At 45.3% G+C, this 21,695-nt stretch carries 17 protein-coding genes; 4 read left to right on the forward strand and 13 right to left on the reverse strand.

Features of this window, described 5'->3' with window-relative positions:
* Positions 1-59 precede the first annotated feature (59 nt).
* Genes fruA through fruB form a run of 3 tightly spaced genes read right to left on the reverse strand, consistent with a single transcriptional unit; the run spans position 60 to position 3,932 of the window.
* On the reverse strand, positions 60-1,799 hold the full coding sequence (fruA, locus tag NDJ01_RS22540) for a PTS fructose transporter subunit IIBC (RefSeq protein WP_258587397.1): 1,740 nt from the start codon (positions 1,797-1,799) through the stop codon (positions 60-62).
* Positions 1,800-1,817: 18 nt separating this feature from the next.
* Positions 1,818-2,789, reverse strand: a complete 972-nt coding sequence (pfkB, locus tag NDJ01_RS22545) for a 1-phosphofructokinase (protein WP_258587398.1) — start codon at positions 2,787-2,789, stop codon at positions 1,818-1,820.
* Between the two features lie 9 nt (positions 2,790-2,798).
* On the reverse strand, positions 2,799-3,932 hold the full coding sequence (gene fruB, locus NDJ01_RS22550) for a fused PTS fructose transporter subunit IIA/HPr protein (RefSeq protein ID WP_258587399.1): 1,134 nt from the start codon (positions 3,930-3,932) through the stop codon (positions 2,799-2,801).
* A gap of 374 nt (positions 3,933-4,306) precedes the next feature.
* Between fruB and cra the strand changes: the two genes are divergently transcribed.
* Complete coding sequence (cra, locus tag NDJ01_RS22555; protein WP_256898651.1) at positions 4,307-5,287, forward strand: catabolite repressor/activator; 981 nt, start codon at positions 4,307-4,309, stop codon at positions 5,285-5,287.
* A 9-nt stretch (positions 5,288-5,296) separates the two neighbouring features.
* Here cra and NDJ01_RS22560 read toward each other — a convergent pair whose 3' ends face one another.
* Positions 5,297-6,250, reverse strand: coding sequence for an endonuclease/exonuclease/phosphatase family protein (locus NDJ01_RS22560; protein WP_186437933.1), 954 nt, complete (start codon positions 6,248-6,250; stop codon positions 5,297-5,299).
* 226 nt (positions 6,251-6,476) lie between these two features.
* On the opposite strand from NDJ01_RS22560, the gene NDJ01_RS22565 reads away from it, so the two are divergent.
* Positions 6,477-7,010 carry an RNA-binding S4 domain-containing protein gene (locus NDJ01_RS22565; RefSeq protein WP_053808449.1) on the forward strand — a complete coding sequence of 178 codons (534 nt, stop codon included), beginning with the start codon at positions 6,477-6,479 and terminating at the stop codon, positions 7,008-7,010.
* Between the two features lie 102 nt (positions 7,011-7,112).
* On the opposite strand, the gene NDJ01_RS22570 is transcribed toward NDJ01_RS22565, so the two are convergent.
* The 7 genes from NDJ01_RS22570 to NDJ01_RS22600 all read right to left on the reverse strand — a co-directional run bounded on the left by NDJ01_RS22570 (position 7,113) and on the right by NDJ01_RS22600 (position 13,636).
* Entirely contained in the window at positions 7,113-7,931 is an 819-nt protein-coding gene (locus NDJ01_RS22570) for an EAL domain-containing protein (RefSeq protein ID WP_258587400.1), read from the reverse strand.
* A gap of 92 nt (positions 7,932-8,023) precedes the next feature.
* Positions 8,024-8,944 (reverse strand): amino acid ABC transporter permease, encoded by a 921-nt coding sequence (locus NDJ01_RS22575; protein WP_053808447.1) that lies wholly within the window; start codon positions 8,942-8,944, stop codon positions 8,024-8,026.
* An 81-nt stretch (positions 8,945-9,025) separates the two neighbouring features.
* On the reverse strand, positions 9,026-9,844 hold the full coding sequence (locus NDJ01_RS22580; RefSeq protein ID WP_258587401.1) for a transporter substrate-binding domain-containing protein: 819 nt from the start codon (positions 9,842-9,844) through the stop codon (positions 9,026-9,028).
* A gap of 9 nt (positions 9,845-9,853) precedes the next feature.
* Positions 9,854-10,651, reverse strand: coding sequence for an amino acid ABC transporter permease (locus tag NDJ01_RS22585; protein WP_248379822.1), 798 nt, complete (start codon positions 10,649-10,651; stop codon positions 9,854-9,856).
* The gene (locus tag NDJ01_RS22590) at positions 10,651-11,385 is read right to left on the reverse strand and encodes an amino acid ABC transporter ATP-binding protein (protein ID WP_020835258.1); all 735 of its coding nucleotides are present in this window, start codon (positions 11,383-11,385) and stop codon (positions 10,651-10,653) included. Before NDJ01_RS22590 ends, NDJ01_RS22585 begins: the two co-directional genes overlap by 1 nt.
* A 158-nt stretch (positions 11,386-11,543) precedes the next feature.
* Positions 11,544-12,191 carry a lysoplasmalogenase gene (locus tag NDJ01_RS22595; RefSeq protein ID WP_047008330.1) on the reverse strand — a complete coding sequence of 216 codons (648 nt, stop codon included), beginning with the start codon at positions 12,189-12,191 and terminating at the stop codon, positions 11,544-11,546.
* A gap of 296 nt (positions 12,192-12,487) precedes the next feature.
* Entirely contained in the window at positions 12,488-13,636 is a 1,149-nt protein-coding gene (locus tag NDJ01_RS22600; protein WP_006742257.1) for an iron-containing alcohol dehydrogenase, read from the reverse strand.
* A gap of 206 nt (positions 13,637-13,842) precedes the next feature.
* Between NDJ01_RS22600 and NDJ01_RS22605 the strand changes: the two genes are divergently transcribed.
* Together NDJ01_RS22605 and NDJ01_RS22610 are read left to right on the forward strand one after the other, a co-directional pair.
* Positions 13,843-14,724 carry an AraC family transcriptional regulator gene (locus tag NDJ01_RS22605; RefSeq protein ID WP_145535011.1) on the forward strand — a complete coding sequence of 294 codons (882 nt, stop codon included), beginning with the start codon at positions 13,843-13,845 and terminating at the stop codon, positions 14,722-14,724.
* A 277-nt stretch (positions 14,725-15,001) separates the two neighbouring features.
* Entirely contained in the window at positions 15,002-18,166 is a 3,165-nt protein-coding gene (locus NDJ01_RS22610) for a chitinase C-terminal domain-containing protein (protein WP_145535014.1), read from the forward strand.
* Between the two features lie 97 nt (positions 18,167-18,263).
* Here the strand turns inward: NDJ01_RS22610 and glgC are convergent, their stop codons facing one another.
* Together glgC and NDJ01_RS22620 are read right to left on the reverse strand one after the other, a co-directional pair.
* Positions 18,264-19,481 carry a glucose-1-phosphate adenylyltransferase gene (gene glgC / locus NDJ01_RS22615; protein WP_006742254.1) on the reverse strand — a complete coding sequence of 406 codons (1,218 nt, stop codon included), beginning with the start codon at positions 19,479-19,481 and terminating at the stop codon, positions 18,264-18,266.
* Between the two features lie 410 nt (positions 19,482-19,891).
* Positions 19,892-21,640 (reverse strand): formate--tetrahydrofolate ligase, encoded by a 1,749-nt coding sequence (locus tag NDJ01_RS22620; protein WP_258587402.1) that lies wholly within the window; start codon positions 21,638-21,640, stop codon positions 19,892-19,894.
* Between the last annotated feature and the right edge of the window lie 55 nt (positions 21,641-21,695).

Consider the following 21,695-nt stretch of genomic DNA (forward strand, 5'->3'; position numbering starts at 1 on the left):
TAAAGGGAGGTGCTGAATGCCAAATTCGAGGGTGGCATTGTTAAGCGGAGTAATTCTGTTTAAGCCGCGACTTCTTGTTTGGCTTCTGCTTTGCTTTTTAAGAAAGCGTAAGTAAAGCCAGTTACTGCTGTACCAGCTGCGATAGCCACTAAGTACATTAACACTGGTGAAATGGCGTTAGGGATTAACAGTACGAACAGACCGCCGTGTGGTGCCATTAATTTTGCACCGAACAGCATGGATAGGGCACCAGTAAGCGCGCCACCTGCCATACAAGATGGAATCACACGCATTGGATCTTTGGCGGCAAATGGAATTGCGCCTTCAGAGATGAAACACAGGCCCAATACAAAAGATGCTTTACCTGCCTCACGTTCATTTTGTTCAAATTTGTTCTTCGCAATGAAGGTCGCTAAACCCATACCTAGCGCAGGAACCATACCAGCTGCCATGATTGCTGCCATTGGCGCGTAAGTTTGCGAAGCCAATAGACCGACGCCAAATGCGTAAGCGGCTTTGTTTACTGGGCCACCTAGGTCGAAACACATCATCGCACCAAGGATAATACCTAGCAGAACTGCACTGTCAGATCCCATGTTGTTTAGGAAGTCAGTCAGGCCGTTCATGATGCCTGAAACTGGGCCACCTACGATGTAGATCATCACAAGGCCTGTGAACAGTGTTGCCACAAATGGAATGATCAGAATTGGTTTAAGCGCTTCCATCGATTGTGGGAGTTTTACTTTGTCCGCAAGGAGCTTCGCCGCGTAACCGGCAATGAAGCCAGCTGCGATACCTCCTAGGAAACCAGCACCCGTTGAACTTGCTAGCATACCGCCAACAAGACCAGGAGCCAGACCCGGACGGTCAGCAATCGAGAACGCGATGTAACCCGCAAGCACAGGAATCATCAATGCGAATGCAGAGCCACCACCAATGTTCATCAATGCTGCAGCTAGCGTGCCTTCTTCTTTAAATGCTTCAATGCCAAACACGAACGATAGGGCGATGATCAAACCACCAGCGACAACCACAGGCAGCATGTGCGATACCCCTGTCATCAAGTGTTTGTAAGCGCCTTTCTTCTCGTCTGCTGCCGAAGCAGAATTTGCAGAACCTGAATGTTGGTAAATCGTGGCTTGCTCGAATGCTTTGTCCATCTCTTCGGCTGTTTTCTTCAGAGCTGGGCCTGTTTTCGTGCGGTACATCTTTTTGCCGTTGAAGCGATCAAGTGGCACTTCGATATCTGCAGCAATGATCACTAGATCAGCGTCTGCGATGTCTTGATCTGTCAGTTGGTTTTTCGCACCAACTGAACCACGAGTTTCCACCTTGATTTGATGGCCACGGCGTTTGCCTTCTTCTTCTAGCGCTTCTGCTGCCATAAAGGTATGCGCAACGCCAGTAGGACAAGCGGTGATTGCGACAATTTTCTTTGCTGCTGATGTTACTTCAGGAGTGATAGGGGCTGCAAGTGTGGTTGCTTTCTCAAGTAAAGTGGCGTTTTCAACCGCTTGCTGGAGAAACGTAGTTGCGTCTTTTGCTACTTCGCTGATTTCCGCTTGGTAAACCTTTTTTCCTACGAAACGAGAAGTATCCACGCTAGTATTTGCCGCAATGATAATGACTTCTGCTTGTTCAACGTCAGCTTCCGTCAGCGGTGTAGGTTCAACCACACTTGATTGACATTCGATTTTGGCATTCCAGGTTAATTTTGCGGCTGCTTGTTCTAGTAACCCTGCCGCAAGGATGCTATTTGCAACACCGCTCGGACAGGCAGTAATAATGGCAATATTCATACGATAACCTTCTGTTCCTTAGTTTTGTTCTAAGTTTGTAATAGGGTAAAGCTCGCTAACTTCAGTTTGCAGCTTGATGTTCTCCAGCTCTTCCTGACTGGTTAGCCCTACGCCGACTTGACTAACTGCCAAGGCAGAAAGTGCTGTAGCGAAGCGCAATAAATCGTTTTTCGGCATCAGTTGCATGTGACCCCAACACAAGCCAGCAACTAGCGTATCGCCAGCGCCAACGGTGCTTACCACATTCATTCGAGGGGGTTGTGCACGAAGCCATTCGCCTTGGTTTAGCCACATCACACCGTCAGCACCCATCGACACAACAATGTTCTCGATGCCTTTGTCACTCAGTGTTTGCGCGGCGGCTTGGCATTGTTCTGGTGTTTCTAGGTGTTCGCCAACAAAATCACCAAGTTCTTCATCGTTAGGCTTAATCAACCATGGGTGAGCCTCAATACCTGATTTCAATGCGGCTTTACTGCTGTCGAACAACACCTTTTTGCCTTGTTGATGCAGTGCTTTTATCCACGCAGCACATTGTTCGGCGGTTACGCCTCCAGGTAAGCTACCCGCAAGCACAAAGTAATCGTGAGTCTCTGCGAGACGGAATAGCGTCTCCTCAAAGCGAGCAATTTCGTCAGCCGTTACTTGAACACCAGGGAAGTTAATGTCACTAACGTTGCCACTAGCCTCAACGAGCTTGACGTTGATACGAGTTGCACCTTGTACTTCTACAAACTCATTCTTAACGCCGATGTCATTGAAAAGCTGATGGAATAGCTCTGGGTTATCTTTACCGAGAAAGCCGGTAACCGTGACATCTGCGCCTAAATCGCTCAACACTTTTGCTACGTTGACACCTTTACCTGCAGCATGGAGATTGCTTTGCTGCACTAGGCTCACGGAACCAACGTTTAGCTCATTTACTGAACCTGTTAAATCCAATGCCGGGTTGAGCGTAATAGTGACAACTTTACTTGTTTTGTTCGTCATATCGGCTCCTTAACCTTCACCAAGGCCAGAAGCGATAGCATTCCCGATAGACTCCAAGGCTTGTGGTGCATCAGGACCTTCCGCAGTGAATTGAAGTTGATGGCCGTGCTTAACGCCAAGCGCAATGACTTTCATTAGGCTCTTCGCGTTTACTGTTTTGCCATCACCGTCTAGGTTGGCAACGCGAATGGTGGATTCAAATTTTTTCGCTTCCGCCACTAACATTGCACCCGGACGAGCATGTAAACCATGAGAGTTTTTGATTTTAAATACAGCGGTATTGCCTTCTTCTGAAGATGCGGCTGTGACTTCTTCACCTTTAAACAAAGCAAGAATCTGTTCTACTGATGCATCTAAAAGCTTGCCGTGCTCATTGTTAAACACAATATTAGAAAGCGTTTTTAGGATAGGCTGGTGAGCATTGTTACATGCCGCAAATGCGACAAGTGCACGCACTTTTTGACCTTCATATTCGCAGTCGTTTGCCGTCGAGACAAATGACACGCCTGTACGAGTTACATGTTTGTCACTGCCAATTAACCAAAGGCCATTACCTAAGTGAGTTGGTGTTTTGGTAACGAGATCTGCGACGAACTCGTTATCAGCACAGCCCGTGTTTTTCAAAAGACCACCAGCAACAGCACTCATTTGTAGCATATCGCTCGCAGGGAACATAAGTTGAATTAAAGAGGCGTCAAAGTCTGCTTCAAGCTGAACATCACCGTGGAGCAGGGCAATAATCTCGTCTTCATTTTTTGCATTACGTAGGCGTTCTTCTACGCCGTCAGCGCCTAGCACTTTCGTTAGCTGTTTAAGAATGCCAAGGTGCTCATCAGATTTAGCTGCAATGCCGATAGCGACGAATACCGTGTTACCATCGCCCCAGTCGACACCTTGTGGAAAGTGGTGCACAGCAACACCCGTTGTTTTCACCATTGAGCGAGTGTCAGTCGTGCCGTGCGGGATAGCAATACCGTTCCCCAAAAACGTAGAGTTTTGGTTTTCACGGTTTAGCATGCCTTCCACGTAACCTTGCTCAACCAGACCTTTATCAGTCAGACTCTGTGCAATACTTTTTATTGCTGCAAACTTATCTGTCGCTGATTGCGAGAGGGTAATGTCGTTCTTATTTAGCTTAAGCATGGTGCTTCTCCAGCCTTAAGGTATCAATTTAAAAATGTATTCTGTGTGAGAAGTTGAACGCTGCTTCTGCTGAGCGCTTATCACTCCTCAAACCTTTCTATCTTCCAAGCTAAATCGATTCAGCTTATTGGTAAATTTTTTAAAAGACTCAGAAAAACCATTTTAAAAACTGACGTTAACAAACGAGCCTTTGCCGCTGTCCTATAGCCTAGCCTACAAATTGGTTTGTTGTGTATTCAGGTGATCTACGTCAATTTTTAAGTTTTGCTGAATCCTTTCAGCTTTTATACTGAATCGGTTCAGCTTATAATTCAACTTATCGAAAGATCGCTGATGTATTAATATGATCGCGCGCACAGAATAAGGTTTAGAATATGACACTGGATGAAATAGCCAAATTAGCAGGCGTTTCTAAGACAACTGCAAGCTATGTGATTAACGGAAAAGCGCAGAAATACCGCATCAGCGAGAAGACTCAGAAGAAAGTGATGGCCATTGTAGAAGAATACAATTATAAGCCAGATCATGCGGCGTCTTCTTTGCGAGCAGGTAATTCACGCTCATTTGGGCTTATCATCCCAGACTTAGAAAACACCAGTTATGCGCGTCTTGCAAAACTGATTGAGCAAAACTCGCGTAAAGCAGGGTACCAAATTTTAATTGGCTGCTCTGATGATGATCCTGATACAGAGCAAAAGGTGGCGGAAGCGTTAGTCAGTCGTCGCATTGATGCGTTGTTTGTGGCAAGTGGTATGCCCACTGCAAACGAGTATTATCTTAAGTTGCAAAATTCTGGTACGCCAGTTATCGCGCTAGACCGCCCAATGGATGATGAGCACTTTTGTTGTGTCATCAGCGAAGATTTTGACGCCGCACTTGAACTCACTCAATCAGTACTGTCCGAGGATATAAAGTCCATTGGCTTAATCGGCGCATTGCAAGATCTTCAAGTTTCAAAAGAGCGTGAGCTCGGTTTTCTATCCGCTTCTCAACAAGGTGGCAAAACGGCAACAGTGGGTTATGGGCAGCACTTCTCCCGAGAAGAAGGTAAGAAAGTCTTAGAGAGATGGCTAGCAGAGAACGAGCTGCCAGATGCCATTGTCACAACGTCATACACACTGTTAGAAGGTGTGTTGGATGTGATGCTCGAAAAGCCAGAACTCATGAGCAAAGTTCGCCTAGCGACGTTTGGTGATAATCGACTGCTGGACTTCTTGCCAGTGAAAATCAACTCTTTACCTCAACAATTTGAGTTGATCGCGGACAGCGCAATGGAGTTAGCGCTCAACGCTTCCGCCAAACGTTATAAACCGGGTGTTGAGTTGATTCCACGTAAAATTGTTAAACGTCACTAAACAGGTTACTCAAAGCTTTACTTCAGCCGTCAGCGCCACAAATGCGTGGTCGCTGGCGTTTTTATCTCTGTCATAAATCGGGTTGATCAGATGTTGGTTAGACACCTGATAATCAACAACCTCGGCAACCGATATATCTGATAAGGTGTCAAACTCTTGAGAGAGCAAGATATAGTCGAGCACATTCCCAGTGGAAAAATGATAATGCGTAGCGGGGCGTTCATCCTTCAGAGTGTCACTTTGTAATGACCATCCATCTTTGAGTTGCAATTCAGTGACGCTGTCACCAGCATTGGATACCAATGCGCTATTAACACTGGTTAGAGTGATAGGTTGATTCATATCACCCATTAACACCGTTGGCATTGGCTCCTTTCTATACCTTTTTTGCATCGCGTCTCTTAACATCGCTGCTTCCCAACCTCTTTGCTGGGTGGATAACCAGCGCCCAATAATCGTGCTAGACGTTTCTGGTTGTTCTGAGTCGGCTGGGCGTTGAGATTTTAGGTGCGTCACGTAAACGGCGATATGACCGAGTACAGGATGTATGACTTGGGCATAGATAGGTTTTCGACTGAACTCTGGAGCAACACTTACTCCAAAAGGCTCAAGCGTTGCTAAGTCAAATTCTACAGCTTGTACTTTTTCGATTGGAAACCGAGATGCGATTGCCACAACAGGGCTTGAGTAAATGTACTCATCCTCTACATGTGGGGTGTCAACGGTCGCAAAGTAGGGGTAGCCGATGGTTGAAAAGAATGCGCGAGTTTGCTCAATACTGAACACCTCTTGTAAGCCAATCACGTCAGCTTCCAGTTTTTCAACTTGACGTTGCGTCCAAGCAAGTTTGTCTTGCCATTGCTCTAACGAGTAGATGTTTTCGAAATCATAGTAGGCATCAGGAGGTGCGACAAAATTAAACAAGTTAGCCGTGACAAAGGTAATTCTGCTTGGTTGAGACAAAGTATTCGCTCTTTTCAACAATAACTTGAAGAGTATATACCTTCAGACTGCGTAATTGCAGCTTCGTTTGAGCCAAGCCTCGACATACAAGCTAACGAGCAGCAAGTTAAATGGGTTAAGAGGTGCTCAAATGCCAAGGCTAATCAGTGATTGAGCATCGGCAGAGGTTTCTATTTTTAAGCATTGCGTTTAAACTTCAGGGCATCAAATAGTAAGAGTAAGTAACATGACCCAAGATTACGACCACGAAGAGTATTTAGAAGGCGAAGAGATTGAGATCGAAGCGATTGGCATCGACGTTGATGCGCATCCGATCGAACTGTACAAGCTTTTTAAAATCGCGAACTTGGTCAGCGGTGGCGGCGAAGCAAAGCATATCATCGAAGAAGGTTACGTCGCGGTGAATGGTGAGCTAGAAACACGTAAGCGCCGCAAGATGTATGATGGTGACTTTTTTGAGTTTAACCAGGAATATTATGTTGTGGTTTGCGATGCGCCAGTAACTGAACCTGAAACGGCAGAGCAAAAAGCGGAAAAGAAAGCGAAGAAAGAAGCGCAATCTGCACGTAAAGAGAAATCTCGCCAAAGCAAGTCAGCTAAAGGCTCTGGACCTAAGTCAACAGGCCGAAAAGCAGCGCATAAAGAGCGGAAAGCACAACAAAACGCGCTGTCGCAATCGGCGAAGAAAGGTAAGAAAGCTGAAAAGCCGCAAGCGACTCGTGATCCGAAGAGCGGACGTAACTCTATTGACTTTTTCTAAGCAAATTAATACCTAGCTAGGCATGTCATCGCCAAGCAAAACCCAAAAGCGCCGAGTATATATCGGCGCTTTTTTGGTTTTACTGTATCGTAAGGGGTAGTGTCAATGCACTGTCGTCTCAATGTTTAGGCTATCGGTCCAGTGATGAATGGCGCAAGGCTTACCTAAGTAAAAGCCTTGGTAATAATCCAAATCAAGTTGATACATCGCTTGCAGCTGCACGTCTTCTTCTACCCCTTCTATGATCACTTTTGCTCCCATATGAGCCGCGAGCTCAACGGCGCTATGTATGGAAAAGGTTTCTCCGGCGCAGTAATCAAGTAGATAGGAGCGATCGATTTTTATGATGTCAGGGCAGAGCTGCTGAACACGTGCGATATCAGAATGTTGAGCGCCAAAATCATCGATAGCAAAGATAAAGCCATTCGCTCTCATTAACTGCACGGCTTTGATCAGTAAATCAGTATCACCGCATGATTCTTCGACTACTTCAAACACCACATCAGAAGGGGTCATACCCAAATCGGCAAGGCGCTTGTAAAGCAGGCCGTTGTCTTTAAAGCCCATGTCTTTGGTTAGGGTGAGTAGGGTTTGAGGCATGACATTGAGAAACAGTTTGATAGGCGTTCCTGCGAAACAGCGTGCAAAATTTCGAATGTGCATTGCTCTGGATAAAAACTCAACACACAATCGAAAGTAGGGATCGAGGCCATTGTTGGCCAGAAATACATCAGGATGAATTAACGAACCATCAATGCCACGAATTCGCAGTAGAGCTTCCATTCCAATAATACGCTGGTGCTTATCAAAAATCGGCTGATAAACACTGTGAAAAGTGAATTGATTGAGAACTACGTAATATTCACCAAGATTATCTTGCTTAATGTATCGCTCGTAGTCCGATTGATTCTTTAACTCCATGAAAAACGCCGAAAATTTAGCATCTTTTCAATGTAACAGGATGCAATTCTGATTTGAAGATTCAAATGTGTCTAATTACATATACAGTTGAGTTAATTTGAAATGGATTCCGATTTTGCTTCAATGTAGCGAAAAATAAGTGACAACCCGAAACAAATCAAAAAGTAAGCAAGGCCGACAATGAGCCAAATTTCAAAGATATACCCTGATGAATTTGCCATTTCGGTACCAACAAACGTCATTTCTTGTATCGAGATCAGTGAAACGATAGAGGTGTCTTTCACTAGAGAGATGGTTTGACCTGCAAGTGCTGGGGTGATGACTTTGAGCACTTGCGGTGCAATAACGAATCGGTATTTCACCCACCGAGACAAGCCCAATGAATCTGCCGCTTCCCACTGTCCTTGGTCGATACTTTGTAAACCTGCACGCACCACTTCTGCAACGTAGGCAGAAGAGAGTAGGCCGACGCATAACACGCCAGAGGCAAGATTTTCCCAAAGGTTATAAGGCCCAAAAAGAAAGCTCTGTAGCGCATTTGGTTCGCCGTTATAGTTTCGTAGAATATCTTCTAAACCGAGTAACGGGATCAACTGGTTAGAAATGAAAAAGTAGAAAATAAAAACAAAAACCAACGGTGGGATGTTTCTTACCAACTGGATAAATGTGTTTGCAGGTGTGCGCAACCAAACGGAGCGAGAGAAGCGTGCTAAGCCTAGCAACGTGCCAAGCACTAACGCGAAGCTGATGCCCCAAATACTGAGCCTTAACGTCGAAATCAAACCTTGGAAGAAGTAGGGCAAACCACCATCGGCTCTGGGCGTAAAAAGTAGTTCAAACGCCTCTTTCCACTGCCACAAATAATGTACACCAACAGTGGAGCGATGGTACAGCCAAACGCCACCAATACCACAGATAATAAGCAGTACCCAATCTAGCGTGTTTAACCGCGATAGAAAGGAACCTGTGTTGGAATTAGTGGGTACTGTGCGAGTGGTGGTTTGTTCGCCCAAAAATTTGACTCCGATAGATGATGAAAAAGTAAAATGGATGATTGGAAAGTATAGGCTCGCGAAGACCACGAGCCATTTAGATTACTGGCCTCGCGCGACTTGATCTTGCCAATCTAATGTCGAGAACCAGTATTCATAACGCTGTTTTAACCATCCATCTTGGGTTCTTTCTTCAATCCATTTATTGAAAAAGGCTTTTTTATCTTCTTCTCCTAGGCGAACCGCAAAGGCTTCGTTACCTTTTGAGAGTCGCTCGGAGAATGGAAGGAATAGTTTGTCGCTGTGTTTCACTGTCTCATGTTCTGGTTTTGGGCTAGAAGCAATGACCGCATGGGCGTTACCATTCAGCACCTCTTGGAACGCTTGAGCGTCATCATCAAATTGCAGAATCTTCGCTTTCGGGAAGGTTTCTCTGGCTACTTGAACGGTGAACGCACCGCGACGAGCCGCTATTTTTACGCGTCGTGAGTCAAAATCGGAGAATTCGCTAAAACCTGAAGCCAGCTCTTTGTTCGCTGCCACTTGAACTCCAGAGTGCGAGTAGGGCTCAGTAAACAACACGCTTTTGGAACGCTCAGGCGTGACCGACATGCCACCGATAATCACGTCGAACTTTTTCGCCAGTAGTGCGGGAATAATGCCATCCCATGCAGTCGGTACAAATTCCACTTTCAAACCTGAATCTTGTGCTAAGCGTTTGGCCACATCGATTTCAAAACCGATTAACTCACCTTGCTTGTTGCGCATTGCCCAAGGTACAAATGTTGACATACCAACGCGCAAAGTGCCTCGTTCTTTGATTTGAGCTACATTGGGAGTGGCAACGTCTTCTTTCGCGATTGTAGGCATAGCGATGGCTAGCCCTAATAATGCAGTAATGGTCGCTTTGAATAACTTCATGTTATCTCCTTATAATTTGCGCCAACTGGCTCCGAGTTTGTGTTCTAGCCATGCAGACAAGCCAGAAAGTGATAGAGTGAGAGCAAGATAAATTGCTGCCACGGTAAACCAAATTTCAAACGGCATCGCCGTCTCAGAGACGATGTTGCGTGCCTGTGTTGTTAAATCAAAAATCGCCATCACGCTTACAATGGAAGAGTTTTTGATCAAAGAAACCACTTCATTGGTTAATGGCGGTAATGTGCGCTGTAAAACCTGAGGCAAAATCACGTCTTTGTAGGTGTAAAACGGTGACAGCCCGAGAGTTTTTGCTGCTTCGAATTGCCCTTTAGGAATACTGTTTAAACCTGCACGGAATATTTCCGCGGTGTAGGCACCTTGGAAAAGGGACAATGCCAAAACGGCGGTGCTGAATCGGTCCAAACCAATCACGGGGCCAAACACGAAGTAGAGTAAATAGATTTGCACCAACAACGGCGTGTTACGTATGACTTCGACATAAGTGGTACCAATAACATTGCCGACTTTCGAATCGCTAAGCCTTAGTAACGCGGTGACCAACCCCAACACTAAGGTGAAGAATAGACTAATGGCCGAGATGTTAAGCGTGACCAATAGCCCATCGATAAGTTCTGCCGGCCACCATTCGCCATCTTCATAAAAAGCGATGTAATCAGGTACGCGCTCCCATTGCCATTGATACCCCATAGCGTCGGCACCAGAGTCTAACACCCACACAATCGCGATGAAGAGGAGCGTCATTTGTAGTAAAGCTTGAAGGACAGGTTTGATTACGCGAACTATCATCAGTAACTTAAAATTTGGTTCAAAAATGCTTGGGTTCGTGGATGCTGTGGTGTCTCAAATAAGGCGATCGGTGAGTTCATTTCCACGATTTGGCCTTCATCCATAAATACCACGCGGTTCGCTACTTTTTTGGCAAATCCCATTTCGTGCGTGACGCAAATCATCGTCATTCCGCTTTGTGCCAGCTCAACCATGACATCCAACACTTCGTTGATCATTTCCGGGTCAAGCGCCGAAGTCGGTTCGTCAAAAAGGAGTAAGTCCGGTTCCATACATAAGGAACGGGCAATCGCGACGCGTTGCTGCTGACCGCCAGAAAGCTGGATGGGATACTTACTCGCTTGCTCTTCAATATTGACTCGTTTGAGGTAATGTCGTGCGCGTTTTTCAGCTTCTTGTTTTGACAATTTCAGTGTGCGAATCGGCGCTAAGGTGAGGTTTTCCAGTACAGTCAAATGAGGAAAAAGGTGGAAGTGCTGGAACACCATGCCGATTTTACCGGGCTTGAGAGATTTTGCGTGAGAAGGCTGGTCAAACACATGAAGTTGACCTTCTTGAATCGATTCAAGATGGTTGATGCAACGAATGAGCGTTGATTTTCCTGAACCAGAAGGGCCACACACAACGACGATCTCGCCAGAATGCACGGAGAAGTTAATATCTTTTAGAGCGTGGTAATCGCCATACCACTTGTTTACGTTGCTAAATTCAACTACGGGAGTGTTCTCTTTCAAAGGGGTACGCTATAAAGGAAAAATATCCTTCTACAATAGCAAGTTGTGCGCATTATTTCATTAAGAACAAGCTTATATTCAGGTTCTAAGATTAAGAACCTGCTCACTTTAGTGTTTGATAAAGTAATGTTTTAAGAAGCTATTACTAATAATGCAGTTCAACTGAGATACGGATAACGAACAACGATGGCAACAACAGACATCACCATCAATGTTTGTGCGGAATAGTAGGTCACCATGACGACTTGTCGCGAAAATACGGATCGTCCCCCGAAGCGTTCAAAAGCTAAGACGGTACCAGAAACGATGAAGATAAAGCTTCCGAGCACTGCAAATGAGGACGATTGTGTTTTTCCACTCAAATAATACTCGATAGCAGCCCAACACATGGTCATCAATACCAATATGTAGCTGGCAACCGGGAGCTTTTCTTGACCAAGGTCCGGTCGAAACAACCAATAGAAACACACACCGAGTCCAAATAAAGCAATAGGGAGCCAAGGCGTAAAATGCCAAGCGGACATGATGGTAAAACCGTAGCTATAAGAAAGATGGGCAGAGCAGAAGAGCACTAATCCGGTAATAAACTTATCTCTAGGGAGCATTAATAGTAGATCACCAAGCAACGAGAGCGATAAGCCAACCAAAATCCAATGCGTGTATGGCATATGATAGGCAGGAGACTGGATTAAAATCCCTAACATACAGAGCACTGGTAATGGTTTGGATACGTAGAAAAGCCACTTAGGACCTTTACGGATACTGATGATATGTATGAATGCTAATACTACAACAACTAGCCACATAAAATGGATTCTCGAACAGACAAGCTAATGTAGTGGATAACTACAACAAATAAAAGGTCCATTAAATGAGTAAGTTAGACCTTTGAATTCAATTTTATTTTTGTTTGTGTAAAGCTAGACAGTTGTCTCTTTACTGACCTACACGATCAATGAGTTTGTAGGGATTAATCGTTATTTTGAGGAGTTCCCGAATTTGAACGTGATGAAGCTTACAAAATAGCATAAAAAAACGGTATTGTGACCGTTAAGTCACAATACCGTTAAACCCTAGAAAGGGCAGTGAACTGTTTTTGCTGTTAGGCAACAGCGAGTTCTAAAATTTCACGACTACGTTCAAGAGTAATCGCTTGGTTTTCACCGAGAACGGTCATTCCGTGTTTGTTGAGTTGTTCGATGATGGCATCGATCGCTTGTTCACGACTTTCACCATAGTTTTCTAGCTTAGTTGCGACATCAAGTTGATGATAAAACGCTTCGATCGCTTCGATGGTACGTTCAGCAAGATCGTCTCCAGCTTCAAGTCCAAATACGTTGCGACCCATTTGCTCTAGCTTAGGACGTTTAAATTGCATTTGGTTGCGAAGTAGCGATGGTTGGACGATTGCAAGAGAACGTGCATGATCGACGCCCCATAGAGCCGTTAATTCATGGCCGATCATATGTGTCGCCCAGTCTTGTGGAACGCCACTACCAATTAACCCGTTCAATGCTTGGTTAGCAGACCACATTAAGTTTGCGCGCCACATATCGTCGTCTCGCTCGGCAAACTGTTCTCCGAGTGTTTTTAAGGTTTTCAGCAGTGTTTCTGCATAGCCATCTTGAACCATTGCGCCGGTAGGAAGCGTCAAGTATTGCTCACATACGTGCACCCATGCGTCAACAATGCCGTTGATCAACTGGCGTTCTGGCAATGTTTTCATTACATCCGGGTCTAACACCGCAAATTTAGGCTGTACTGCTGGAGACATGAACGGAAGTTTGTCTTGAGTTTCTTTTTTAGTGATAACTGCGCCCATGTTTGACTCTGAGCCTGTTGCTGGCAGTGTCAAAATTGCAGCTAGAGGCGTCGCTTCAGTGACTTGGTGTTTACCAATCATGATATCCCAACCATCACCATCATACTTAGATGCTGCTGCTACGTATTTCGAGCCATCAATGACTGAACCACCACCTACAGCAAGAATAAAGTCAACACCATGTTCTTTTACCATTGCGACCGCTTTATCGAGTGTTTCTTTAGTTGGGTTGGGTTCAACACCAGAAAACTCTAGCCATTCATGTCCCTCTAGTGCTTCTGAGACTTGGTCGTACACGCCATTTTTTTTGATTGAGCCACCGCCGTATACCACTAAAACTTTTTGGTCGGATGGGATAGCTTCTTTGATTGCAGCGATTTGTTTTTGACCAAAGAAAATCTTGGTTGGGTTTACATAAGAAAAGTTCATTATTAGCCCTCTTGCTTCCAGTAAAGGAGATTGAATACGTGCATATTAGTCCTGATTAATGTTCGTTAACAGGTCGATTTCTGCAAATAATTTGCCTATTTCTACAAAATTGATGCTCTTGAGCTAGAAAGTTAAAGTCGAGAGGAAGTATAGTGCACGAAATGATAATAGAGACCAAACTCGTTGGTCATTGATGGAGCGCTCGAATGCACACTCTCGCAGATATCATGCAGCAATATGTTGAAAAGCAGGGACTGCATGACTTAGAAGGTATGAAGAAAACCGCAATAGATGGCGTATGGTTTTATCGCAGTAGCAAAGGAAATCATCGCCAGCCGTTTGTCTATCAGTCTGGAATTATTGTTTTAGGGCAAGGACATAAGAACATTCATATCGGTGATACACCTGTCCAATATGGGCCCGATGATTACCTTGTCGTAGGAGTTCCCATGCCCCTGGAGTGCGAAGCGTTTGCGACAAACAATGAGCCTTTACTTGGCATCTCGATAGATATTTCGCCAACGCTTCTTCATAAGCTCGTTAAAAAACTTGAGGCTGAGAAATTCAGTAATAAGTGCCTGGACACTACCCGTTGCGGCCTTAAATCGGTACACATGAGCGAAGGTATGCTGGATGCATGCAAGCGACTAATGAGCGCGTTGTGTAATGAGCTGGATGTTGTCATGCTCGGTGATCTACTTCTTGAGGAAATTGTTTATCGCACTTTGGTAAGCAAAGAAGGGTATGTTTTATTTGACTTAGCACACCAAGAAGGCTCTTACGCGAGGGTCGCTAAAGCACTGAATCGTGTTCATCAAGCGTATCATGAACAGTTGAACGTACAAGCATTGGCTGAAGAAGCCAACATGAGTGTGTCTGCTTTCCATCAAGCATTTCGCAATGTCACGCTTGAATCTCCGTTGCAATACATTAAGAAAGTTCGACTTAATAAAGCGCGCGAGTTAATCCAGTTGGAGGGGCGACGTGTTAATGATGCCGCGAGACTGGTCGGGTACACGAGCCCATCACAGTTTAGTCGCGAGTACAAGCGACATTTTAATGAAACACCAAGGTCAACAAAGGCTTAGTGATCTTTATTTCAAAATAACGACTTTTTTTGCCTTTTTTATTAATTTGCGAGTGACATATTTATTTGATTTATAAAATTAGTTACTGGTGCCAAATAATAGGTACGTTGTTGCAAGTATTTAGTGGATTGTTGCGAGGCGGTGTGGAAAACTCGTAAATAGATAGTGTGAAATCACCAACTTGTACTTAAGTTATTTTACGTCGAAATAAAAGTATAAGTGCGCTTTGTTTAGCGCATTTAGTATTGTTTTAACAATAACTTAAGGAAGAGCGATTATGCACCTTAAAAACGGCAACGCAGTGAAAAGCGTGTTCACACTAAGCACTCTCACCGCTTCTTGTCTTATGGCCTTCAATAGCTACGCAGCGGTTGACTGTGCCCCTCTAGAAACTTGGCAATCATCAAAAGTTTATAACGGTGGTGACCAAGTTCAACATGAAGGTAATGCTTACAAAGCACGTTACTGGACGCAAAACAGTAACCCAGCGCAATCTGGTGAGTGGGGCGAGTGGGAAACACTTGGCGCATGTGATGGCACTGGGCCGGTTGATCCACCTCAGAATGAAGTCCCGACTGTTACTCTGACATCGCCTTCTGCGTCGGCTTCTGTGACTGCGGGGGATGTTGTTAACCTAGCTGCAGATGCAGCAGATACCGATGGAACCGTTAGCAAAGTAGAATTCTTTGTTGATGGCGTATTAGTTGGTCAGGCAACGTCTGCGCCTTATGCTGCGTCATGGACAGCGACTGAAGGCCAGCATGAATTCTCTACTAAGGCGTATGATGATACGGGTGCAGTGAGCACAGCAAGTGCTGTGACGTTAACTGTGGCACCAGCACAACCTGGTAACGAAGCGCCGACAGTGGATGTTGCACTTTCTGCGACTTCTATTGACTTGGGTGGCTCCGTCACACTGACTGCGAATGCCGCAGATGCGGATGGCACCGTTGCTAAAGTTGATTTCTATGTGGCGGGTGTCCTTGCTGGCACCGCAACAACTGCACCATACACGCTTGATGTAACGCCTTCACAAGCTGGTTCGCTAAGTGTTTATGCAAGAGCAACCGATGATGCCGGAGCAACTGCAGATTCTGCACTCGCGACGTTAACGGTAAACGGTGGCGCGGTGACATCTAACTGCCGCCCTGATGGCTTGTATCAAACAACGGGTGTAGACGTTCCTTACTGTTCTATTTATGACGAAGAAGGTCGCGAGAAAATGGGCGCCGATCACCCACGTCGTGTGATTGGTTACTTTACTAGCTGGCGCGCAGGTGAGGACCCTCAATCTACTTACCTTGTTAAAGATATTCCTTGGGAGCAACTTACTCACATTAACTACGCGTTTGTGAGCATTGGTTCTGATGGTAAAGTAAACGTTGGTGACGTTAATGACCCTAACAACCCTGCTACGGGTAAAACTTGGCCTGGCGTTGAGGTAGATCCTGCTCTTGGCTTTAAAGGTCACTTTGGTGCGCTAGCGACTTACAAGCAAAAACATGATGTTAAAACGCTAATCTCTATCGGTGGTTGGGCTGAAACGGGCGGTCACTTCGATACGAATGGCGATCGTGTGGCTGACGGTGGTTTCTACACCATGACGACGAATGCAGATGGTTCTATTAACCATGCTGGCATCGAGAAGTTCGCAACTTCAGCCGTTGAAATGATGCGTCAGTACAAGTTCGACGGTCTGGATATTGACTATGAATACCCAACATCAATGGCTGGTGCTGGTAACCCTTACGACAAAGACTTCATGGAACCACGTCGTCAGTATCTATGGGCGTCTTACCAAGAGCTGATGAAAGTATTGCGTGAGAAACTTGACGCGGCATCCGCGCAAGATGGCATTCATTATATGCTGACTATCGCAGCACCATCTTCAGGTTACCTACTGCGTGGTATGGAAACCTTCGATGTAACTAAGTACCTAGACTACGTAAACATCATGTCTTACGACTTGCATGGGGCTTGGAATGATCACGTTGGTCACAACGCAGCATTATTCGATACAGGTAAAGACTCGGAGCTAGCGCAGTGGAACGTATACGGCACTGCTGCATACGGTGGTATCGGTTACTTGAACACAGACTGGGCTTACCACTATTTCCGTGGTTCTATGCCAGCAGGTCGTATCAACATCGGCGTTCCTTACTACACTCGTGGTTGGCAAGGTGTTACTGGTGGTGAAAATGGTCTGTGGGGCCGAGCAGCACTGCCAAACCAAGCTGAGTGTCAACCAGGTACCGGTGAAGGTGAGAAGAACAACTGTGGTCACGGTGCTATTGGTATCGACAATATGTGGCACGATACCGACCCTAAAGGCAACGAAATGGGCGCTGGCTCTAACCCAATGTGGCATGCGAAGAACCTAGAAAATGGTATCTGGGGCTCTTACGCAGCCGCGTACGGTCTTGATCCAGTTAACGATCCTTCGGATAAGTTTGTTGGTACATATACACGTCATTACGATAGCGTTGCTGTAGCGCCTTGGTTGTGGAACGCAGAGAAGAGCGTGTTCCTATCTACGGAAGATAAAGCTTCTATCGAAGTGAAAGCTGATTACGTTATCGATAAAGAAATCGGCGGTATTATGTTCTGGGAACTGGCAGGCGACTACAACTGTTACGTACTGGATGCAAATGGTAATCGTACGGCAGTAGATGCAACTGAACAAGCTTGTGCAGCTGGTAATGGTGAGTACCACATGGGTAACACTATGACCAAAGCTATCTACGACAAGTTTAAGTCTGCAACACCTTACGGCAATAAAGTTGCGACGGGTCCAACACCAACAGAAGCGGTAGACATTACAGTCAGCGTTGGCGGCTTTAAGGTTGGCGACCAAAACTACCCAATTAATCCGAAGATCACGTTTACGAACAACACTGGTCAAGCGATCCCTGGTGGTACTGAATTCCAGTTTGATATCCCAGTATCAGCTCCTGATAATGCGAAAGATCAATCTGGTGGCGGTTTGAAAGTCATTGCTTCTGGACATACTCGTGCAAACAACATCGGTGGCTTAGATGGCGTAATGCACCGCGTATCGTTCTCTCTACCTGCTTGGAAAGATTTACCAGCGGGCGGTACTTACGAGCTTGATATGGTTTACTACCTACCAATCTCTGGTCCGGCTAACTACTCAGTGATTTCTGGTGGTAAAGAGTTTGCGTTCAAGTTTGAACAGCCAGAACTACCAATTGGCGACCTAAATGCAGGCTCGGGTGATGGTGGTACTACTGAACCAGGTACGTGTGATACGACAGGTTTAGTGACATACCCAGCTCTACCACAAACGGATTGGGCTGGTAACCCAAGCCACGCTAACCAAGGTGATAAGATCATCCACAACGGTGTGGTTTACCAAGCGAACTGGTGGACAGCGGCTGAGCCGGGCACAGATGGTAGCTGGTCAACGGTATGTAACATCTAATTATTATGTATTATTTGTTATAGCCTAACGTTAATAGGCACTTAAACAAAAGCGCACGATGATGATCGTGCGCTTTTTTGTTGCGATGGTTTGTCGTTTAATCGAATTGATAACTTTCGGGTATGACGACAATACCTTTGTCTGAGATTTTAAATCGCTTCGCATCTTCTAGTTTGTTGATGCCAATTTGAGTATGTGGCGGAATACGAACATGTTTATCAACTATGCAGTTGACCAACTGACTTCCTTCACCGACCTCTACGTCATCAAAAATGATGGAATCGACAACCGTTGCACTGTCTTGAATACGTACGTTAGAGGAAATGATGGAATGCTGTACTGAGCCTCCGGAGTTGATGACACCGGTAGCAATGATGGAGTTAATAAAAATACCTTCATTGCCCGTGGCTGACGATACGGTACGAGCTGGTGGAAACTGCGGCTCGTAAGTACGAATCGCCCAATTGGATTGATATAGGTTCATTGGTGGTACTGGCTCTAGCAGATCCATATTCGCTTCATAGAAGGAATCAATGGTACCCACGTCGCGCCAGTAGCAATCCTTATCAACGCGCCCTTTACTGCCACAAAATTGATAAGCATAAACGGATTCCGTATCAATCAGCTTAGGTATGATGTCTTTTCCGAAGTCATGACTTGATGAATCGAGTTTTGAGTCGTCTTCGAGTGCTTCTTTTAAAACATCCATATCAAAGATATAGATCCCCATGGAAACGAGGCTTCTGGTTTTGCTTCCTGGAAGGGTAGGTGGGCATTCTGGTTTTTCTATAAATGAAGTAACTAGCCCGTTTTCTGCGGTGCCCATTACCCCGAATGCTGAAGCATCCTCTACGGGAACATCCATACAGGCAACGGTGAGCTTAGCACCTTTCTCTTTATGCTCTTCAAGCATTGCGGCGTAGTCCATTCGATAGATATGATCGCCGGATAACACAACCACATACTTCGCGTCATTGCGCGATAGTAACCACATGTTGTGATAAATCGCATCAGCGGTTCCTTCATACCATGCACCACCTTTGCGCATTTGAGGTGGAACCGCAGTAATGTACTCGCCAAGCTCTGGATTGAATATTGACCAACCATCTCGCAAGTGTTTTTGAAGTGAATGAGATTTGTATTGGGTCAAAACAAGGATTTTACGTAAACCTGAGTGTAAACAGTTGGTTAGTGTGAAATCTATAATTCTATACTTTCCGCCAAAAGGTACTGCTGGCTTGGTTCTGTCATCGGTGAGTGGGCTGAGTCTAGACCCCATCCCTCCAGCTAAAATTACGGCGAGTGCGTCTTCCATATTGTTCCCTTTCCCTTTTTTGCATGCATCAAAACGGTGCTAACCAGGAGGAAGTGGTGTACAGCGCAGAGGTTTTGAAAGTGCATGTGCTGATGTGTTTACTACTGCAAACTTTAGTACAAGATTCGAGCCATAGAATATCTCTTTAAAAATCAAAGGGGTTAAAAGTTCATCGCAAGGCAATTGCACCACATTGGTGAAGTGCTAAGTAGGCCGTGCATCAAATTGGCGCAAGATTATAGGGAAGGGGAGAAAATAAGTATGGATTTACAATGTAAAGTGGAGATAAAACAGTAAGATAGAGATAATCAAGTACGCCTCTTCGTCTGTCCAAAGTGAGTGGATATAGAAGTAAACCACTCACTCTTTAAACGTGCTTCCTTTATAGTCAACTATACGTTGATGTTACACTAAGAGAGACCGACGATATTTCCTTCATTATCAAGGTCTAAATTCATAAATGCAGGTTTATCAGGCAAACCTGGCATAGTCATCACCGTGCCTGATAACGCATACACAAACCCAGCGCCAGCACACAGACGTAACTCGCGGATAGGGACTGTAAAACCTGTCGGCGCGCCTTTGACAGCGGAATCTGTTGTTATCGATAGAGGAGTTTTCGCTATGCAAACCGCTAAGTTGTTAAAACCTAGATTTTCAAAATGGTTGAGCTGTTCAGTAGCAAGGGAACTCATTTCTATATTGGCGGCACCATAGCCAGCTTCACACACAGCCATAAGTTTTTCGTGTAACGATTGTTCTTTACTGTATAAAGGACGAAACTCTGTAGGCTGGGCACAAGCGTCAATAACATGTTGAGCTAACTGAGTTGTGCCTTGCCCGCCTTGCGCAAAAGCGGTGCTGATAGCGACTTTAACTTCCGGATTAAATTTCTGAACCAGCTCTTTAAGTATTTTAAGCTCTTTCTCACAATCTTGCGGAAACTGGTTAATAGCGACAACAGCTGGAATGCCATATTTATGGACGTTATTAATGTGCCATTTTAAGTTTTCAAATCCCGCTTCCAATGCTTCTTGGTCTGGATTAAAAATGGAATCTGGAATGGCCATACCTGGTCGTAAATCGTAGTGTCCAGAATTTGCTTTGAGGCCGCGTAATGTCGCTACTATCACTACACAATCTGGCGCCTTGCTGGCGGCGGCAGCTTTAATGTTACACGCTTTCTCAAATCCCATGTCCGAGCCAAACCCCGCCTCCGTTACAGTGTAACTTGATAGTTTTAGTGCGATATCGTCGGCAATAATAGATGAATTTCCATGGGCGATGTTTGCAAACGGGCCTGCGTGAATCAACGTAGGAACACCTTCCAGAGTTTGCATCAGTGTCGGTGCTATGGCCTCTTTTAATGTCACTGCCATTGCTCCTGCAACTTGCAGATCCTCAGTGGTTACCGGGTTTCCGTTCAAATCGTACGCTACGACAATTTTCCCAATACGCTGACGTAAATCTTTCAAATCTTTAGCCAGTGCAATGATAGCCATTAACTCAGACGCGGCAGAAATATCGAACCCTTCGTCGCGTTCGCATCCATTGATGACTTTTCCTGGCTCATTTAGCCCAATTTTGACTTTACGTAGTGCACGATCATTATGGTCCATTACTCGTTTCCAAGTAATGCTTGCCGTATCGATTTTAAGTGCCTTTAATCCAGTACGTGCTTCAAAGGCATCATAGCCTTCGCGTTGTTCATGATACAAGCGAGCATCAAGCGCGGCTGAAGCTAGATTATGCGCCGCCGTCACCGCATGGATGTCACCAGTAAGGTGTAAGTTCAGTTCTTCCATTGGAGCAACTTGGGAATAACCACCGCCAGCAGCACCGCCTTTAATACCGAATACAGGCCCCATAGAAGGTTGTCTAATACATGCGATAACGGATTGTCTAAGCTTAGCTAAACCTTGCGCCAGTCCGACAGTTGTAACGGTTTTTCCTTCGCCAAGTGGGGTAGGAGTGATCGCAGTAACAAGCACAAGCTTACCGTTATCATTCTCTTTTAGCCGCTCCAAACATTTTGGATGGACTTTGGCTTTGTGCTTCCCGTGAGTGTCATATTCTTCGGGTAGTAACCCTACTTTTTCCGCAATAACATCAATAGAAGAAAGTGGTGTGTTTCGGCAAATTTCAATATCTGACTGCATGGATAATCCCTAAAGTGACTCGCAGGTAGTGTTGAAAAACAATCTGAGTTGGAGC

This window comes from Vibrio sp. HS-50-1 (genome assembly GCF_024747315.1).
Lineage (GTDB): Bacteria > Pseudomonadota > Gammaproteobacteria > Enterobacterales > Vibrionaceae > Vibrio > Vibrio diabolicus.

Bases quoted from the DNA above. Each gene is read 5' to 3' on its own strand.
- fruA (WP_258587397.1), bottom strand. From the start codon at position 1,799: ATGAATATTGCCATTATTACTGCCTGTCCGAGCGGTGTTGCAAATAGC.
- pfkB (WP_258587398.1), bottom strand. From the start codon at position 2,789: ATGACGAACAAAACAAGTAAAGTTGTCACTATTACGCTCAACCCGGCA.
- fruB (WP_258587399.1), bottom strand. From the start codon at position 3,932: ATGCTTAAGCTAAATAAGAACGACATTACCCTCTCGCAATCAGCGACA.
- cra (WP_256898651.1), top strand. From the start codon at position 4,307: ATGACACTGGATGAAATAGCCAAATTAGCAGGCGTTTCTAAGACAACT.
- NDJ01_RS22565 (WP_053808449.1), top strand. From the start codon at position 6,477: ATGACCCAAGATTACGACCACGAAGAGTATTTAGAAGGCGAAGAGATT.
- NDJ01_RS22570 (WP_258587400.1), bottom strand. From the start codon at position 7,931: ATGGAGTTAAAGAATCAATCGGACTACGAGCGATACATTAAGCAAGAT.
- NDJ01_RS22580 (WP_258587401.1), bottom strand. From the start codon at position 9,844: ATGAAGTTATTCAAAGCGACCATTACTGCATTATTAGGGCTAGCCATC.
- NDJ01_RS22585 (WP_248379822.1), bottom strand. From the start codon at position 10,651: ATGATAGTTCGCGTAATCAAACCTGTCCTTCAAGCTTTACTACAAATG.
- NDJ01_RS22595 (WP_047008330.1), bottom strand. From the start codon at position 12,191: ATGTGGCTAGTTGTTGTAGTATTAGCATTCATACATATCATCAGTATC.
- NDJ01_RS22600 (WP_006742257.1), bottom strand. From the start codon at position 13,636: ATGAACTTTTCTTATGTAAACCCAACCAAGATTTTCTTTGGTCAAAAA.
- NDJ01_RS22605 (WP_145535011.1), top strand. From the start codon at position 13,843: ATGCACACTCTCGCAGATATCATGCAGCAATATGTTGAAAAGCAGGGA.
- NDJ01_RS22610 (WP_145535014.1), top strand. From the start codon at position 15,002: ATGCACCTTAAAAACGGCAACGCAGTGAAAAGCGTGTTCACACTAAGC.
- glgC (WP_006742254.1), bottom strand. From the start codon at position 19,481: ATGGAAGACGCACTCGCCGTAATTTTAGCTGGAGGGATGGGGTCTAGA.
- NDJ01_RS22620 (WP_258587402.1), bottom strand. From the start codon at position 21,640: ATGCAGTCAGATATTGAAATTTGCCGAAACACACCACTTTCTTCTATT.